Here is a 15,187-nt window from a genome sequence, read left to right on the forward strand (position 1 = left end):
GCGTGAGGTAGCGCCCGCTGGGCCCCCGGGGCCTCAGCAGGCACTACTTTCGCGGCCTATGTCGCAACCAACTCTTCAGCGCCGCCTGGGCCTCGTACAGGCTACTGCCCTCAACATGATTGACATGGTGGGCATCGGGCCCTTCGTGACGCTGCCGCTGGTGATGGGCTTCATGGGGCCCAACTTCCTGCTGGCCTGGCTGGTGGGCGCCGCCCTGGCCTCGGTCGACGGCCTGATTTGGAGCGAGCTGGGCGCGGCCTACCCCGCGGCGGGCGGCAGCTACCGCTTCCTCAAGCTGGCCTACGGCGAGCAGAAGTGGGGCCGCTACATGTCGTTTCTCTACGTGTGGCAGACGCTGATTCAGTCGCCGCTGGTACTGGCCTCCGGGGCCATCGGCTTCGCCCAGTACTTCGGCTACCTCGTGCCGATGACCGCCTGGTGGCAGCCCAAGCTGGTGGCCGGCACGGTGGTGCTGCTGCTCATCGCGCTGCTCTACCGCCGCATCGAGGACATTGGCAAGCTGGGCGTGGCCCTGTGGGTGGGTGTGCTGAGCCTGATGGGCTGGCTGATTTTTGGGGGTCTCACCCACATCAACCATCCGGTGGCCATCCTGCCCGCGGGCGGCGTGGGGGCCCTGCCGGGCCTGCTCATTTCGGCCGCCATGGGCCAGGCAGCCGTCAAAACCATCTATTCCTACCTGGGCTACTACAACGTGTGCCACCTGGGCGCCGAAATTAAGGGCCCCGAGAAGGTCATTCCGCGCAGCATTTTCCTGAGCATCCTGGGCATCGCAACGCTGTATTTATTGCTGAACTGGAGCGTGGGCACCGTCATCGGCTGGGAGGAGGTGCAGGGCTGGCAAGCGGGTACTTCTGATAAGTCGCAATTCATTATCAGTGTGTTCATGGAGCGGCTCTACGGGCCCGCGGCGGCCAACCTGGCCACGGCCATGGTGCTGCTGGTGGCGTTTGCCTCGCTGTTTGCGGTGCTGCTGGGCTACTCGCGCATCCCCTACGCTGCGGCGGCCGACGGCGAGTTCCTGCCCGTATTCGCCAAGCTGCACCCTACCAAGCACTTCCCCTACGTGTCGCTGCTGCTGCTGGGCGGCGTGGGCTTCGTGTTCAGCCTGCTGTTTCGGCTGGGCGAGGTCATTTCAGCTATTCTGGCCATGCGGATTCTGGTGCAGTTTGTGGGGCAGGCGGTGGGGCTGGTGCTACTGCGCCGCCGGCGCGGCACGGGGGCCCTGCCGTTCAAAATGCCGCTCTACCCGCTGCCCGTCATTCTGGCCATCGTCGTGTGGCTGTTCGTTTTCGCCGGCATCGCTCCGGTCGCGGTCAACTGGGGCGGCGTGGCGTTCAAGCTTTACTTCCAGGTGGCCGCCGTGGGCATGATGGCCCTGGGCACAGGGGCGTTTTTGCTCTGGAGCAAGCAGCAGGGCAAGTGGCCGTATGAGAATAAATGATTAACGTTGCTAGTGGTCTGACAACTTAGTTTCGTCAGTTTTTTTGGTTAATTCAGCGTATCTGTTTTTCAACTTATCGCGGGCCTTTTTGGTGGTGAAGGACCAATTGACTTTGGTGGCGGCGGCGTTGCGCTTGGCTTGCCAGGCCAATGCCTCTTGTTCGAGTCGTTGCTGGGTGGCGATACGCTGGGCCAGGCACTGGCGGGAGAGGGCGGCAAATTCGATTTCCGCCATGTTGAGCCAGGAGCCGTGCTTGGGCGTGTAGTGGAATTCGAGGGTGTGGCGCAGGTAGCGGGCCGTCTCGAGGGGTAGGTGTTCGTAAAAGGCCCCGTAGGTGTGGGTGCTGTAATTGTCTTGCACGAGCTGGATTTTGGCCGCCTCGGGGTAGTGGGTTTGCACGAGCCAGTCCATAAAACGGGCGTAATCGCCCTTGTTTTTGGTCGTCGTCACCTGCAAGTGGCGCTGACCTGTGTCGATGTTATAAGCCAGCAGCACGTTGCAGACGCCTTTTCGCACGTACTCCTGGTGTTCTTTTTGGGTCGCGTTGGGCTTGGGCGGCAGCGGCGTAAGCACGTGGTCGAGCAGTTGGCAGGGCCGCTCGTCGAAACACAGGCGCACCACGCCCGCTGCGGCCGGGGCGCTGTAGACGTCGAGCACGTCCTCCATATTGGCCAGGTATTCGCCCGTGATGGTGCCAATGCACCACATTTCTTTTAGCCAGGGCTTGAGGTGGCTTTTTTTAACACCTGGCGAATCGTTTCCTTGGAAACGGCCGGTCCGTAGTCGAGCGAGACGAGGGTTTCGTTGAGCAGCGAGAGCGTCCAACGGGCCGCCCCGGTCGGCAATTCACTGCACGCCAGACTGGTGATACGCGCTTCCAGGGCGGGCGTCACCTTCGGCGGTTGCCCGCTGCGCGGGCGCTCTTCCAGCGCCTGGGCCAGCCCCCCGGCCAGGTAGCGGCGCTTGAGGCGATAGTACTGGGTGGGGGAAATGCCCCCTTCGGCCTGCACGGCGGCGGCTCCTTTGCCGCTGCTCATGGCCAGTAGGGCACGGGCACGCGCGATTTTGCGGCTCTTGTGGGTGCCTTTTTTGACAATCGCCTGCAATTTGGCGGCATCGGCAGGCGGTAGATTGACGGGTTTGGCGAGGCGGGGCATTAGCGAAAAACGGATGGTGTCCACTCGTTACTGTTACAAACGGAATTAAGTTGTCAGACCACTAGGTCCGATAACCAACTATTTATAAGATGATTCGCTATTCATTATTTTGTTTGCTCTTGTTGCTGGGGCTTCGCGGTTCTGCCCAATCGCAAAAGCCCTTGCCGCCTGGCTATTTGCAATGGAGCGCTACCAGACGCTTGCAGAGTGCCGATTTTCAAATGAAAGTGCGCCCGCAGAATAACCTGAACCAGAGCGTAGGCAACTTAGGTATTCAGATGAACGGAGGCATTATGGACCTGTTTGGTAAAAATGCCAACCGCGCGGTACAAAACGTCTTTCATTGCGGGGGCTCTTACCTCGATTCGGCGGGGCGACTGAGCACCGAAATCCAAATCCGCTACATGCAAACGCTGTGGGACCTCAACGAAGTAGCTGCCCGAAAACTCCGGCAGGAGCTGCGGGCCAATGCCAAGCGCATCATTTTGTGGGGGAAGCCCGACGCTAATGACTTAATAAGAACGGCTTACGAAGTCGTTGGCCAACGGCAAATTCAGTACGCTGGCGAAACTAAGTATGGCTTGTTTCTTGACAAACAAGAAGCCTGGAAAAGGCAAATTCAAAACGAGCTGCTGGAGTTAGCAGCCTTCGCCGTACCAGATTAGCCCAGCCACTTCTCGTAGCAAAAGAACCGCAGCCCCGGCCGAAACGCCAGCTTGATTTCGCCCGCAAAGCGGTAGCCTAGCTTGGGGAACAGCCGCTGCGTGGCCGCGTTTTCCGAATTTGTGTCCACGCGCAACGTGCGCAGGCCCAGGGTTCGGGCTTCGTGTTCAGCTTGCGCCAGTAGGGCCCCGGCCACGCCGCGGCCCTGGGCTTCGGGGACCACGGCGAGGCGGTGCGTCACGAGGGCGGGCTCGGCGGCGTCCCAGTCGGCGTCGGCGTACTCGGGGTCTTGGTCCTGGGTGAGGGCGGCGACGCCTTCCAGGGCCCCCAGGCGCTCGGCTACCCACAGGTACTGGCGCTCGATGTCGCGCCGGAACACGGCTTCGTTTGGGTACTCGCTGGTCCACTGCATGTTGCCAGCGGCGTTCATTAGCGGCACTACGGCCTTCACCAGCGCCACGACGGCCGGTAAATCGGCCGCCGTGGCGCGGCGAATGGTCAAGTCGGTGGTCATGCTAGCCCTTGCGCAGCACCTCGGCCGCTTCCTTGGCGAAGTAGGTGAGGATGGCGTCGGCCCCGGCGCGCTTGATGCTCAGCAGTACCTCCATCATGGTGCGCTCGCCGTCCATCCAGCCGTTCAGGGCGGCGGCTTTCACCATGGCGTACTCGCCCGATACGTTGTAGGCCGTCACGGGTAAGTTAGTGCGGTCCTTCACCTCGCGGATGATGTCGAGGTAGCTCAGGGCGGGCTTAATCATCACCATATCTGCGCCTTCGGTTTCGTCGAGGGCTAGCTCGCGCAGGGCCTCGCGGCGGTTGGCGGGGTTCATCTGGTAGCTTTTCTTGTCGCCTTTTTTGGGGGCCGAGTCCAGCGCGTCGCGGAAAGGGCCGTAAAACGCCGAGGCGTACTTAGCCGTGTAGCTCATGATGCTCACGTGCTGGAACGCGTTGCTGTCCAGCATATCCCGAATCCAGGCCACGCGCCCGTCCATCATGTCCGAGGGCCCGATGATGTCGGCGCCGGCACGGGCCTGGGCCAGGGCCATCTGGCCCAGTACCTCTAAGCTAGCATCGTTGAGGATTTCGCCGGTGTCCACGTCCACCACGCCGTCGTGGCCGTCGCTGCTGTAGGGGTCCATGGCCACATCGGTCATAATCACCACCTCCGGGAACTGCCGCTTGATGTCGGCCACCGTTTTCAAATACAGCCCGTCGAGGTTGGCCGACTCGCGCGCCAACCGGTCCTTCAGGCTGTCGCTGATGCTCGGAAACGGCGCGAACGACTTGATGCCTAACTCCACGCAGCGCCCGACTTCATCAATCACCGTATCGGCCGAGTAGCGGTAGATGCCGGGCATGGACTTCACCTCCAGCCGCTGGCTGTGGCCTTCGATGAGGAATAGCGGAAAGATAAAATCGTGGGCGGTGAGGCGGGTTTCCTGCACCATGTCGCGGATTACCTGCGATTTACGGTTGCGGCGGGGGCGGTCGATGGGAAGAATCGGCATAAAAATTTCAGGGACTAGCAAAGGAATGTAACCGCACTGGGGCCCTGGAGGTTGCGCCCCCGGGGCCCCAGCGGCCAGAAGTAAGCGGTCGAATTAAGCCTTTTTCTTCGCAGTTTTCTTTGGACTGAACAGCTTGTAGAGCAGAAACAGCACCACCAGGCCGGCAGCCGTGTAGCCTAGCGCGGTGAAAAATCCGACCCCAAAAATGAGGTTCACCAGCGCCGCCAGGCCCGCCAGCACGGCCAGCACCACGCCGATAAAAAACAAAGCCACGCGCCCTAGTCCTGCCTCGGCTGTGCGCTGCGTGTGGGCTATGGCCCCGGCAGCCCGGCGGTGGGGTTGCAGCTGCGCTAGCAACTCCGGCGCGGCCGAGGGTTGGGGTAAAGGGTGCAGTGCCAGCAATTGCCGCGCTTGGTTCCGCACCGACTGGCCAAAGCTTTTGCGGGCCGGGGCCCCTGTTGCAACTGCTGTTACGGTTGCCGGGGCCCCTAGAGCAGTGTCTGGCGCTTCGGCTGAGGCGGTGGTGACTGGCGCTACGAGGGCCCCAGCCGGCGCAGGGCGCGTACCCCGCGCCAGGGCCCCGGGGCTCGCACCAACAGGCGTAGTGAACCGGAAGGCGACCTGCTCGCTCCGGCAACCGGCCACCAAGCTTAGCACGAATAAAAAGGCAACCGGGCGTAAGCGTACAGAAATCATGGAGGGAGGCCCCGGGCTAGAAATCCCGGATTACGTCCGCAATTACGTCGCAGGCCTCGTGTAGTTGTGCCTCGGTGATGACGAGCGGCGGCGCGAAGCGGATGATGTCGCCGTGGGTGGGCTTGGCCAGCACGCCGCGTTCCATCAGGCTCACGCACACGTCCCAGGCCGTGCGGCCGTCGGCAGCGGGCCGGATGACCACCGCGTTGAGCAGGCCGCGGCCGCGCACCAACGCCACCGTGGCGGGGCACTCGGCCTGCACCTGCCGCATGCGCTGCCGGAACATCTCGCCCAGGCGGGCGGCGTTCTCAGCCAGCTCTTCGTCGATGAGCACGTCCAGCGCCGCCCGCATCACGGCGCAGGCCAGCGGGTTGCCGCCAAATGTGGAGCCGTGCTGCCCAGGCTGAATCGTGAGCATGATTTCATCATCGGCCAGCACCGCCGACACCGGCAATACGCCGCCGCTCAGGGCCTTGCCGAGGATGAGAATGTCGCCGCGCACTGCCTCGTGGTCGGAGGCCAGCAGCTTGCCCGTGCGCCCCAGGCCGGTCTGGATTTCGTCGGTAATCAGCAGCACGTTGTGCTCCTTGCAGAGCGCGGCGGCCTGGGCCAGGTAGCCCACGGCGGATAGTACCACGCCCGCCTCGCCCTGGATGGGCTCAATCAGAAAGCCGCACACGTGCGGGTCTTGCAGGGCCGCGGCCAGGGCCTCAATGTCGTTGTAAGGCACCACCTGATAGCCGGGCGTGTAAGGCCCGAAGCCGCCCGTGCTCTCGCCGTCGGTGCTGAAGGAGATGATGCCCGTGGTGCGCCCGTGGAAGTTGTGCTCGGCCACCACAATACGGGCCTGGTTGGGCGCAATGCCCTTTTCCTGGTAGCCCCACTTGCGGGCCAGCTTGAGGGCCGTTTCCACAGCCTCCGCCCCGGAGTTCATCAGCAAAGCCTTGTCGTAATTGAACAGCTCGCACAACTGCTGCTCAGCTGCCCCGAGTTGGTCATTGAAAAACGCCCTTGAAGTCAGCGTTAGCAGCTGCGCCTGTTCCGTTAAGGCCCCGATGATGCGCGGGTGGCAGTGCCCTTGGTTCACGGCCGAGTAGGCGGAGAGAAAGTCGGAGTACCGCTTGCCGTCCACGTCCCAGAGGTACACGCCCGCGCCGCGGGCCAGTACCACCGGCAGCGGGTGGTAGTTGTGGGCCCCGTAGCGGTCTTCGAGGGCCATGAGTTGCTCGGCTCGGCTATCGGTGGTGGGCAGGGCGGGGGCGGGAAATTGCATGAAAGGGGGGGATGGGTGACGGGTAATCAAAAGTAAGCACGAACGCGGCAGGGCCCCGCCGCCCGCTGGCCACCCAGCGGCGGCCCCGCCATCGTATGGGCCGCGCCCGCCGCCGTTACCTTTGCCCCATGCAAGCCCTTCACCACCCCAACGCACCCGCCGCCGTGGGGCCCTATGCGCAGGCCATCGTCGCCGGCGGCTTCGTGTTTTGCTCCGGCCAAACGCCGCTCGTGCCCGCCACCATGCGCATCGAGGCTCTTACCATCGAGGACCAGACTCGGCAGGTACTGGCTAACCTGGCCACGGTGCTCTCGGCGCAAGGCCTGGGCCTGAGCGACGTTGTGAAAACGTCGGTGTTCCTGAAAAACTTCGCCGACTTTGCCCGCATGAACGCCGTGTACGCCGAAGTATTCGGGGCCCACCGCCCGGCCCGCACCACCGTCGAGGTGTCGCGCCTGCCGCTGGAGGCCCTGGTCGAAATCGAGTGCATCGCCGTGCTGCCTGCCGATGCCCGCTGAGCCCACGCGCCCCACGCTGGAAGAGTTCGCCGCCCGGCCCCTGCTGCCTGGCGATTACTACACCACGCCTGAGGGTTACCTGGTTTTCACGGCCCAGTACCACCAGCGGCGCGGCTACTGCTGCCGCAACGGCTGCCGCCACTGCCCCTGGAATTTTAGGCCCCCGGGGCCCCCGTCGGCATGAAAATGAAACGGGTAGTTGGTAATTGGCAGACTTTTACCGATATTTGCGGCCCGTTTCCCTGCTTTGTAATTTCTAATCCCCCCGATATCATGGCCCGAGTTTGTGATTTGACCGGCAAGCGCACCCGCGTTGGCAACAACGTGTCGCACGCCAATAACAAAACCAAGCGCAAGTTCTACCCGAACCTGCAAAAGAAGCGCTTCTACATCCCCGAGCAGGACGCCTGGGTGACGCTGAAAGTAGCTACTTCCACCATCCGCACCATCAACAAAAACGGCATCACGGCCGTGTTGAAAAAAGCCAAGGAGCAAGGTTTCGTAGTATACTAACTGAGCGCGCCGTCGGGCGGGCTGGGCCACTGGCGCCCGGCCCGCCGACGGCGCTTACTGCCAAAGCCAGCGCCGATGCGCCAGCCCCCGGGCCGGGCATCGGCGCTGGCTTTGGTGGGCCCCCAGGGCCCTGGCACGGCCGGAAATGCCCTGGCTGATAAGACTATAAATAAGCAATAGGTGCTTCATCTTTTGCGGTTTCCCCAAAAGGCCGTACCTTTGCAATCCTAAAACCAAAAACAACCCCCGTCGAGATGGCCAAGAAAGGAAACCGGGTGCAGGTTATCATGGAATGCACCGAGCATAAGAACTCGGGGCTGCCGGGCACCTCGCGCTACATCACCACCAAGAACCGCAAGAATACCCCCGAGCGCATCGAGCTGAAGAAATTCAACCCGATCATGCGTAAAATGACCGTTCACAAAGAGATTAAATAACCTGCGTTATGGCTAAGAAAGTAGTAGCAACTCTGAAAACCACGGAGAACGCCAAGAACTGGGCAAAGGTCATTCGCGCCGTGAAATCGGAGAAGACGGGCGCCTATACCTTCAAGGAGGAAATGGTGCTCCTCGACAAAGTACAGGAGTTCATCACCACTGGTAACAAGTAAGCTGCCGGCCGTTGAATAACAAGAAAGTCCCGCCTTTGTGGGACTTTCTTGTTTTATGGGGGTATGAGGTAAATGTTTGGACAGGACGGACGGTGGCAAGTGCTCCGCGCGCCCTTGCCCGACTAATTCCTGGCCCCGTACCCTCTTCCCTCATTCCCTTCCCTCATGGGCCTCTTCGATTTTTTTAAGAAAGACAAGGACAGCAAGGAGCAGCAAGCCTCGCTCGACGCGGGCCTGGAAAAAACCAAGACTAGTTTTTTCAACCAGCTCAGCAAGGCCGTGGTCGGCAAAAATACGGTCGACGAAGCCGTGCTCGACGACCTGGAAGCTCTGCTGGTGCACGCCGACGTGGGCATCGACACGACGGTGAAGGTGATTGACCGCATCGAGCAGCGCGTGGCCCGCGACAAATACGTGAGCACCAATGAGCTGGACCGCATCCTGCGGGAGGAAATTGCCGCCTTGCTCGAAGACAACAACACCGGCTCGACGGCCGTGCTCGAGCGCGGCGACGCGGCGCAGGGCGCGGGGCCCTTCGTGATTATGGTGGTGGGCGTGAACGGCGTAGGCAAAACCACGACCATCGGCAAGCTGGCCCACCGCTTCCACAGCGCCGGCAAAAAGGTGGTGCTGGGGGCCGCCGACACGTTCCGGGCCGCGGCCGTCGACCAACTCATCATCTGGGGCCAGCGCGTGGGCGTGCCCGTGGTGAGCCACGGCATGAACACCGACCCCGCCTCCGTGGCCTACGACGCCGTGCGCAAGGGCGTGGAGCTGGGGGCCGACGTAGTAATCATCGACACCGCCGGGCGTCTGCACAACAAGGTGAACCTGATGAACGAGCTCACCAAAATCAAGCGCGTGATGCAGAAGGTGATTCCCGACGCGCCGCATGAGGTACTGCTGGTGCTGGACGGCAGCACGGGCCAGAACGCCTTTTTGCAGGCCAAGGAGTTCACCAAGGCTACCGAGGTATCGGCCCTGGCCATTACTAAGCTCGACGGCACAGCCAAGGGCGGGGTGGTGATTGGCATTTCGGACCAGTTCAGCATCCCCGTGCGCTACATCGGGGTGGGGGAGAAGATGACCGATTTACAGCTCTTCGACAAGCACACCTACGTCAATTCGCTGTTCCGCAAGTAGCCGCGGGCACTAAATCGCCCCGGCCGGCCGTTGCGGTCGCAAAGCCTTTTTGCCATGCGTCTTTCCTTTGCTTCGCTACTTGCACCAGTTCTGTTTGTAGGGGCCCTGGCCTCGTGCAGCTCCGGCGGCAGCAACGCCGAGCCGCTGATTCCCTACGCGCCGGTCAACCTCGTAATCGACCTCACCAACCAGCAGTACCGGGCCCTGCGCTTCGACAACGGCGTGGTGACCCTGCCCGTGCAGGGCCCCGCCGGCACCGGCGGCGTGAAGGGTGTGCTGGTGGTGCGCCAGAACGCCAGCAGCTACCTGGCCTTCGAGCGCAATTGCCCTTACCACCCCTACGATGCCTGCTCGCTGGTGAGCCTCGACCGCTCATCGAGGTTGTTTTTGCGCGACTCCTGCTGCGATTCGCGCTTCAGCCTCGCCGGCCAGGTCATTGGGGGCCCCGCGGTGCGGCCCCTGCGCGCGTATGCTACCAGCCTGCAAGGCACGCAATTAAGCATCATTAACTAAGCGTCCAGCGCATTTTTTTAACTTTTTTTCTACTCTCATCTTGCGCTAACCGGGACAGCGCCGTAAGTTTGCAGTCCGAAAACGCCGGTTTCGGAACGAAATGCTTCCTTAGCTCAGCCGGTTAGAGCATCTGACTGTTAATCAGAGGGTCCCTGGTTCGAGCCCAGGAGGGAGCGCTACAAGTCTGAAACGCCCCGCAAACCATGTGTTTGCGGGGCGTTTTTCTTGGGGCCTCTGGTAGGATTCAATGCATAAAAAGGGCCCCCTACCAAACTGGTCGGGGGCCCCTTTTTTATGGCTCCAGTTTCTGGGCGTCGGCTTGGCTGGGTGCCGGTGTCCGTATTCGTGCGGTTAATATACACGGTTTAGGTTAAAACCTGTTGCAACGTGCGAAATAAAATAATTTTGTGTAGGAGGTGCTTGCGCTGGGGCCTCGGCTTAGGCTGCCCACTCGTGAAGTGGCCGGGGCCCCACAGCCCAGCGGCGCGTTTCTAGCGGACGGGTTTGGCTGGGGTGCTGTCGAGGGCCTGCCGCACTTCGCCCCAGCTCATCTCACCGGCCACGTAGCGCTGGTACAGCTGCTGCGCGTGCGGTGGGGCCTTGGCCTTCAAGCCGGGAATAACGGCTTGCATCTGGGTCAGTACCCAGGCGCGTTGCTGCGGCGTTTGGGCACTGGGGCCGAATTTTGGATCGTGTACCATTGAGCAAGGGGTAGCGCTTGCGGAGTTGCAGTAGCAAAGTTCAACAGGCATTGAGCCCCCACGGTGTAGTCAACTACTGATTTTTGTGCGCGAAAAACACTGGTAATTACTGAATTATTGACATATAAGCCCGGCGCTACCCGAGGAAAGACGACCGGGCAGGGCCTCAACTGGTAGCGGCTGTAACCACGCACCAGAATTAGGCCGCCCGTGCCAACTTTTCGGGCGGGGCCCCGGCGCTAAAAATTCAACATGGCGTTATACCTTTGGGCACGTGAAACCCGTGCCTTAACGGCAACAATGCCGGCTCTGGACCAGCGCCGGTGGGCCCCTTGAATATGAATGCTTTACAACGCAACAACGTCAAAGTTTCGGGGCAGGGCACGCAAGCCATCGTGTTTGTGCACGGCTTCGGCTGCGACCAGCACATGTGGCGGCTGATTGCCCCGGTCTTTGAGGTCCACTACCGGGTGGTGCTGCTCGACCTGGTGGGCGCTGGCCAGTCGGACCTGGCCGCTTACGACCCGGCCCACTACGCCGCGCTGGGCGCCCACGCGGCCGACGTGCTAGCGGTGCTGCGGACCCTGGGCCTGCACGGCGTTGTGCTCGTGGGCCACTCGGTGGGCGCCACCATCGGGGCGCTGGCCGCTGCGCAGGAGCCGGTGCGAGTGGCCCGGCTGGTGCTGGTGGCACCCACGCCCCGGTTCCTCAACGACGACGGCTACCTTGGGGGCTTCGAGCCGGCCGACCTGGAGGAGCTGTTTGGGGCCTTGGATGATAATTACCTGGCCTGGGCCGCGGATTTGGCCCCAGTGGTGATGGGCTACCCCGACCGGCCGGAGCTGGCCGCCGAGCTCACCCGCAGCTTTTGCCGCACCGACCCGGTGATTGCCCGGCACTTTGCCCGCGTCACGTTCTGGAGCGACCATCGGGCCGACCTGGCCCGCGTGCGTACCCCGACGCTGATCCTGCAAAGCGCCCGCGACGCGCTGGTACCGCTGGCGGTGGGGGTCTACCTCAACCAACACCTGCGGGGCAGCCAGTTGGTGGTGCTCAACACCCTGGGTCACTGCCCGCACCTGAGCGCCCCGCGGGCTACCACCGCGGCTATCGAACAGTTTCTACCCCCACCCGTACGCTAAAGGCATGAGCCCCGACGCCGACGAGTGCCTGCCCAAGCTAGACCTGCGCCTGACCCAGGAAAACCCGGAGGACCTGTACGAGCACGCCCCCTGCGGCTACTGCTCGTGCCTGCCCGATGGTACGCTGGTGAAGCTCAATGCGACCCTGCTCGGCTGGCTGGGCTACGCCCGTGAGGAGCTGGTGGCGCGCCAGGCCCTGCCGCAGCTACTCACGGTGGGCGGCCGCCTGCACTTTGAAACGCACGGCATACCCCTGCTGCTACTCTACGGCCAAGTGCACGAACTAAGCTACTCGCTGCGCCGCAAAGACGGCACCGCGATGCCCGTGCTGCTGAGCGCCGTGCTGGTGCGCGAAGTCGACGGCACGCCCCTGGTGGTACGCGCCATGCTGTTCGACATTACCGAGCGCCGCAAGTACGAGCAGGAGATGCTGCGCGCCAAGGCGCTGGCGGAGGAACGGGGGGCGCAGCTGGCCTGCGCTAATGCCCAGCTTATAGCCCAGAACGAGCAGCTCACGCGCACTATCGCCGATCTCGATGGCTTCGTGTACACGGCTTCGCACGACCTCAAGCAGCCCATCGACAACATGATGGGCTTGTTTGAAGAGCTCAAGCGCACCGCCACCTTCGCCGACCCCGAGGCGGCGGGCATGCTGGGCATGTTCGGCGGGGCCGTGCAGCAACTAGTGGGCACCATCGAGGGGCTGGCCGAGGTGGTGCAGGTGCAGCGGCAGCTAGAGGAAGTGGCCGTCGAAACCGTGGCGTTGCAGCACTTGGCCGAGGAGGTTGTGCGAAGCCTGCAGCCGCAGGCCAGCGAGTTGGGCGCCCGGTTTGAGTTCGACTTTGCCGCCGTGCCTACGCTGCGCATGGCCCGCCCGGGCGTGCAGAGCCTGCTCTACAACTTGCTCAGCAATGCGTTGCGCTACGCCCAGCCCGGGCGCCGGCCCCACGTGCGCGTCAGCACCGCCCGGGCCGGCATGGGCACCGTGCTGACGGTGCAGGACAACGGCCGCGGCATCGACCTGGAGCGTCACCGCCGCCACCTGTTCCAGCTCTTCCGCCGCTTCCACCCCGAAGTGGCCGGCTCGGGCGTAGGCCTGTACTTGGTGCAGCGGCTGGTGCACCAGGCCGGTGGCCGCGTGGAAGTGGACAGCACTGTGGGCCAGGGCACTGCCTTCCACCTCCACTTCCCCGGGTAGCCCGCAGGCCCCTTGCGGGCGCTACGGGCGCGGCGGCCTGGTCGTAGGCGCGCAGCATAGCCAAGGCTACTACAACGAAAAGAACAGCCAAGCCGGTGGTGCCAGAAGAAGCGCTGGAGCGCGGGCGGTGCATGGCGAAACGGAAGGAAGAAACAGCCAAAAAATTTACCTAGCGCGTTTTTCAGGTCTGTGTACCGTTTGGCCGCTGCCGGTTCGCCAGCTTTTTCAGCCGACCGATTTGTCGCCAGGGAAAACAAATAGCTGTTAGTCAACCGGTCGGCCGGTTGAAAAAGCCGACGGGCCGGGCCGTACACTGACCTGAAAACTGCTGTAATTATCAATAATAGGACTTACGCAAAAAGTGTAACTTGAAAGGAAAAGCCATGAAAGTGACGGCACAACTGTACGGGCAGTTTTTGGTGAGCAGCCAGGTCAACTACACGGGGACGTATCTGGCCGAGCATCTGGAGGGCCTCTCGCACGACAACGTGCGCTATTTTCTCAAAACCCGGCGTTTCACCCCCCGCCAGCTCTGGCAGCAAGTACGCCCACAGGTGATGCTCAGCGCGCGGGGCTACGTCCTGTTTGACGACACGGTGCTCGACAAGCACCACAGCCGGCGCATCGAACTCGTACGCCGCCAGTACAGCGGCAACGCCCACGGCGTGATTGCCGGCATCGGCCTGGTGACGTGTGTGTACGTCAACCCCGAAACCGACCAGTTCTGGCTCATTGACTACCGCCTTTTCGCCCCCGACACCGACGGCAAGACCAAGCTCGACCATGTGGCCGACATGCTCGGGCAATTGGCCCCGCGCAGTATCCCATACCGCACGGTGCTCATGGATAGCTGGTACGCCACCACGGCCCTGTTCAAGTGGCTGCTGGACGAAGGCAAAACATTTTACTGCCCGCTGAAAAGCAACCGGCTCGTCGATGATTCCGGCGGCCAGCAGCCCTACCAGCCCGTGGCCTGCCTGTGCTGGTCGGCCGCCGAAGTAGAAGCTGGCAAAATCCTGAAAGTGAAGGGCATGCCCAAAGATTGCAAACTGAAACTCTTCCGCGTACTGGTGTCCACCCACCGGACGGACTACCTCCTCACCAACGAGGTTGAGCCCTTGCACACGGCCGCTGCCGAACACGAAAGCAGCGTCCGCTGGACGATTGAGCAGTTTCACCGCGAACTCAAGCAACTCACCGGCGTGCAGGCCTGCCAGTGCCGGCTGGCCCGCAGTCAGCGCAATCATATTGCCCTGGCCGTGCGCGCTTGGACCTGCCTTAAACAAGCCGCCTACCAAACCAAACAAACCGTCTATCAGCTCAAACAAGGCTTTTTGGATGAGTATATGCGACATGAATTACGCCAGCCTTCGCTCGCGTTTGCGTAAGTCCTAAATAAGAAAGCTAAAAGCTAAAGGCTCAATACTTGCGGCGCTTTTTTTGCGCTGCTGCCGTTGCGGATGGGGCCAGGGGGGAGCGAATATCCCGGTACGGCGCACTATGGCCCATCGGCACGCGGTTGGTTGGGCCGGGGCCCTGTTCTTTGAGCCCGGTTACCGGCCCGGTTGCGGCCTCTGCGGAAACGGGCTGGTCCGGCTTCGGGCCGGGGGGCCGTCCTTTGCCGGGCGCACTTTGCTTTTTCCCTTTTTTAACCCGCCGGAATGGACTTGCTAACGGTATCGGGCCTCGGCCTTGCGGAGCGCGGCCGGGCCGTGTTGGCGCCCCTCAGCTTTGGGTTGCGCGCCGGCCAGCGCCTGGCCCTGGCCGGCGAGAGCGGGGCTGGTAAAAGCACGCTGCTCCAGCTCATTGCCGGCCTGGTGCAGCCCAGTAGCGGCACCGTGCACGTGGCCGGCCGCCGCGTGCGGGGCCCCGCCGAGGTGCTGGTGGCTGGCCACCCGGGCGTGGCATACCTCTCGCAGCGCTCCGAGCTGCCGCAACACCTGCGCGTGGAGCAGGTGCTGCGCTACGCCCACGCCCGCCCCGCCGTGGACGCGCCAACCTTGTACGCCCTCTGCCGCATCGACCACCTGCTGGCCAACCGCACCGACCAGCTCTCGGGCGGCGAGCAGCAGCGGGTGGCTCTGGCTCGG

At 62.6% G+C, this 15,187-nt stretch carries 19 protein-coding genes, 1 tRNA gene and 1 pseudogene; 14 read left to right on the plus strand and 7 right to left on the minus strand.

What is annotated here, in order from left to right; all coding sequences use genetic code 11:
* Positions 1 to 58 precede the first annotated feature (58 nt).
* Positions 59 to 1,462, plus strand: a complete 1,404-nt coding sequence (locus DDQ68_RS16470; protein WP_109657287.1) for an APC family permease — start codon at positions 59 to 61, stop codon at positions 1,460 to 1,462.
* A gap of 9 nt (positions 1,463 to 1,471) precedes the next feature.
* On the opposite strand, the gene DDQ68_RS16475 is transcribed toward DDQ68_RS16470, so the two are convergent.
* Positions 1,472 to 2,170, minus strand: a complete 699-nt coding sequence (locus DDQ68_RS16475; RefSeq protein WP_109651629.1) for an IS630 family transposase — start codon at positions 2,168 to 2,170, stop codon at positions 1,472 to 1,474.
* A gap of 5 nt (positions 2,171 to 2,175) precedes the next feature.
* Complete coding sequence (locus DDQ68_RS16480; protein WP_162549656.1) at positions 2,176 to 2,619, minus strand: helix-turn-helix domain-containing protein; 444 nt, start codon at positions 2,617 to 2,619, stop codon at positions 2,176 to 2,178.
* A gap of 89 nt (positions 2,620 to 2,708) precedes the next feature.
* Here DDQ68_RS16480 and DDQ68_RS16485 point away from each other — a divergent pair, with 89 nt between their 5' ends.
* Positions 2,709 to 3,284, plus strand: a complete 576-nt coding sequence (locus DDQ68_RS16485) for a hypothetical protein (RefSeq protein WP_162550179.1) — start codon at positions 2,709 to 2,711, stop codon at positions 3,282 to 3,284.
* Here DDQ68_RS16485 and DDQ68_RS16490 read toward each other — a convergent pair.
* From DDQ68_RS16490 to rocD, 4 genes are all read right to left on the minus strand, one after another.
* Positions 3,281 to 3,796, minus strand: a complete 516-nt coding sequence (locus tag DDQ68_RS16490; RefSeq protein WP_245897079.1) for a GNAT family N-acetyltransferase — start codon at positions 3,794 to 3,796, stop codon at positions 3,281 to 3,283. The genes DDQ68_RS16485 and DDQ68_RS16490 overlap by 4 nt on opposite strands.
* A gap of 1 nt (position 3,797) precedes the next feature.
* A complete protein-coding gene (hemB, locus tag DDQ68_RS16495) occupies positions 3,798 to 4,790 on the minus strand; it encodes a porphobilinogen synthase (protein WP_109657289.1) in 993 nt (330 codons plus the stop codon).
* Between the two features lie 93 nt (positions 4,791 to 4,883).
* Positions 4,884 to 5,486, minus strand: coding sequence for a hypothetical protein (locus DDQ68_RS22995; protein WP_162550180.1), 603 nt, complete (start codon positions 5,484 to 5,486; stop codon positions 4,884 to 4,886).
* Between the two features lie 16 nt (positions 5,487 to 5,502).
* On the minus strand, positions 5,503 to 6,759 hold the full coding sequence (gene rocD / locus DDQ68_RS16505; protein ID WP_109657291.1) for an ornithine--oxo-acid transaminase: 1,257 nt from the start codon (positions 6,757 to 6,759) through the stop codon (positions 5,503 to 5,505).
* Between the two features lie 128 nt (positions 6,760 to 6,887).
* On the opposite strand from rocD, the gene DDQ68_RS16510 reads away from it, so the two are divergent.
* The 8 genes from DDQ68_RS16510 (at position 6,888) to DDQ68_RS16545 (ending at position 10,232) form a co-directional block, all read left to right on the plus strand.
* Positions 6,888 to 7,277 (plus strand): RidA family protein, encoded by a 390-nt coding sequence (locus tag DDQ68_RS16510; protein ID WP_109657292.1) that lies wholly within the window; start codon positions 6,888 to 6,890, stop codon positions 7,275 to 7,277.
* Positions 7,267 to 7,461 carry a C1orf53 family protein gene (locus tag DDQ68_RS16515; protein WP_109657293.1) on the plus strand — a complete coding sequence of 65 codons (195 nt, stop codon included), beginning with the start codon at positions 7,267 to 7,269 and terminating at the stop codon, positions 7,459 to 7,461. The genes DDQ68_RS16510 and DDQ68_RS16515 overlap by 11 nt, the downstream gene beginning before the upstream one ends.
* An 89-nt stretch (positions 7,462 to 7,550) precedes the next feature.
* The gene (gene rpmB, locus DDQ68_RS16520) at positions 7,551 to 7,790 is read left to right on the plus strand and encodes a 50S ribosomal protein L28 (RefSeq protein WP_109658474.1); all 240 of its coding nucleotides are present in this window, start codon (positions 7,551 to 7,553) and stop codon (positions 7,788 to 7,790) included.
* A 254-nt stretch (positions 7,791 to 8,044) separates the two neighbouring features.
* Entirely contained in the window at positions 8,045 to 8,227 is a 183-nt protein-coding gene (gene rpmG / locus DDQ68_RS16525; protein WP_068227398.1) for a 50S ribosomal protein L33, read from the plus strand.
* An 8-nt stretch (positions 8,228 to 8,235) separates the two neighbouring features.
* Positions 8,236 to 8,400, plus strand: coding sequence for a DUF4295 domain-containing protein (locus DDQ68_RS16530; RefSeq protein ID WP_071889711.1), 165 nt, complete (start codon positions 8,236 to 8,238; stop codon positions 8,398 to 8,400).
* Positions 8,401 to 8,565: 165 nt separating this feature from the next.
* On the plus strand, positions 8,566 to 9,543 hold the full coding sequence (gene ftsY, locus DDQ68_RS16535; RefSeq protein ID WP_109657294.1) for a signal recognition particle-docking protein FtsY: 978 nt from the start codon (positions 8,566 to 8,568) through the stop codon (positions 9,541 to 9,543).
* Between the two features lie 54 nt (positions 9,544 to 9,597).
* Positions 9,598 to 10,056: a Rieske (2Fe-2S) protein gene (locus DDQ68_RS16540; RefSeq protein WP_245897080.1), complete on the plus strand. Its 459-nt coding sequence runs from the start codon at positions 9,598 to 9,600 to the stop codon at positions 10,054 to 10,056.
* Between the two features lie 102 nt (positions 10,057 to 10,158).
* Positions 10,159 to 10,232, plus strand: a tRNA-Asn gene (locus DDQ68_RS16545).
* A gap of 315 nt (positions 10,233 to 10,547) precedes the next feature.
* On the opposite strand, the gene DDQ68_RS16550 is transcribed toward DDQ68_RS16545, so the two are convergent.
* Complete coding sequence (locus DDQ68_RS16550) at positions 10,548 to 10,757, minus strand: hypothetical protein (RefSeq protein ID WP_109657295.1); 210 nt, start codon at positions 10,755 to 10,757, stop codon at positions 10,548 to 10,550.
* Between the two features lie 338 nt (positions 10,758 to 11,095).
* On the opposite strand from DDQ68_RS16550, the gene DDQ68_RS16555 reads away from it, so the two are divergent.
* From DDQ68_RS16555 to DDQ68_RS25010, 4 genes and pseudogenes are all read left to right on the plus strand, one after another.
* Positions 11,096 to 11,899, plus strand: a complete 804-nt coding sequence (locus DDQ68_RS16555; RefSeq protein WP_109657296.1) for an alpha/beta fold hydrolase — start codon at positions 11,096 to 11,098, stop codon at positions 11,897 to 11,899.
* 4 nt (positions 11,900 to 11,903) lie between these two features.
* Positions 11,904 to 13,097, plus strand: coding sequence for a sensor histidine kinase (locus DDQ68_RS16560; RefSeq protein ID WP_109657297.1), 1,194 nt, complete (start codon positions 11,904 to 11,906; stop codon positions 13,095 to 13,097).
* 383 nt (positions 13,098 to 13,480) lie between these two features.
* Entirely contained in the window at positions 13,481 to 14,485 is a 1,005-nt protein-coding gene (locus DDQ68_RS16565; protein ID WP_109654788.1) for an IS701 family transposase, read from the plus strand.
* Positions 14,486 to 14,836: 351 nt separating this feature from the next.
* Positions 14,837 to 15,172: pseudogene (locus DDQ68_RS25010) on the plus strand (ATP-binding cassette domain-containing protein); the annotation flags it as partial.
* Positions 15,173 to 15,187: the final 15 nt, after the last annotated feature.

It is taken from the genome of Hymenobacter nivis (assembly GCF_003149515.1).
GTDB classification, from domain to species: Bacteria; Bacteroidota; Bacteroidia; order Cytophagales; family Hymenobacteraceae; genus Hymenobacter; species Hymenobacter nivis.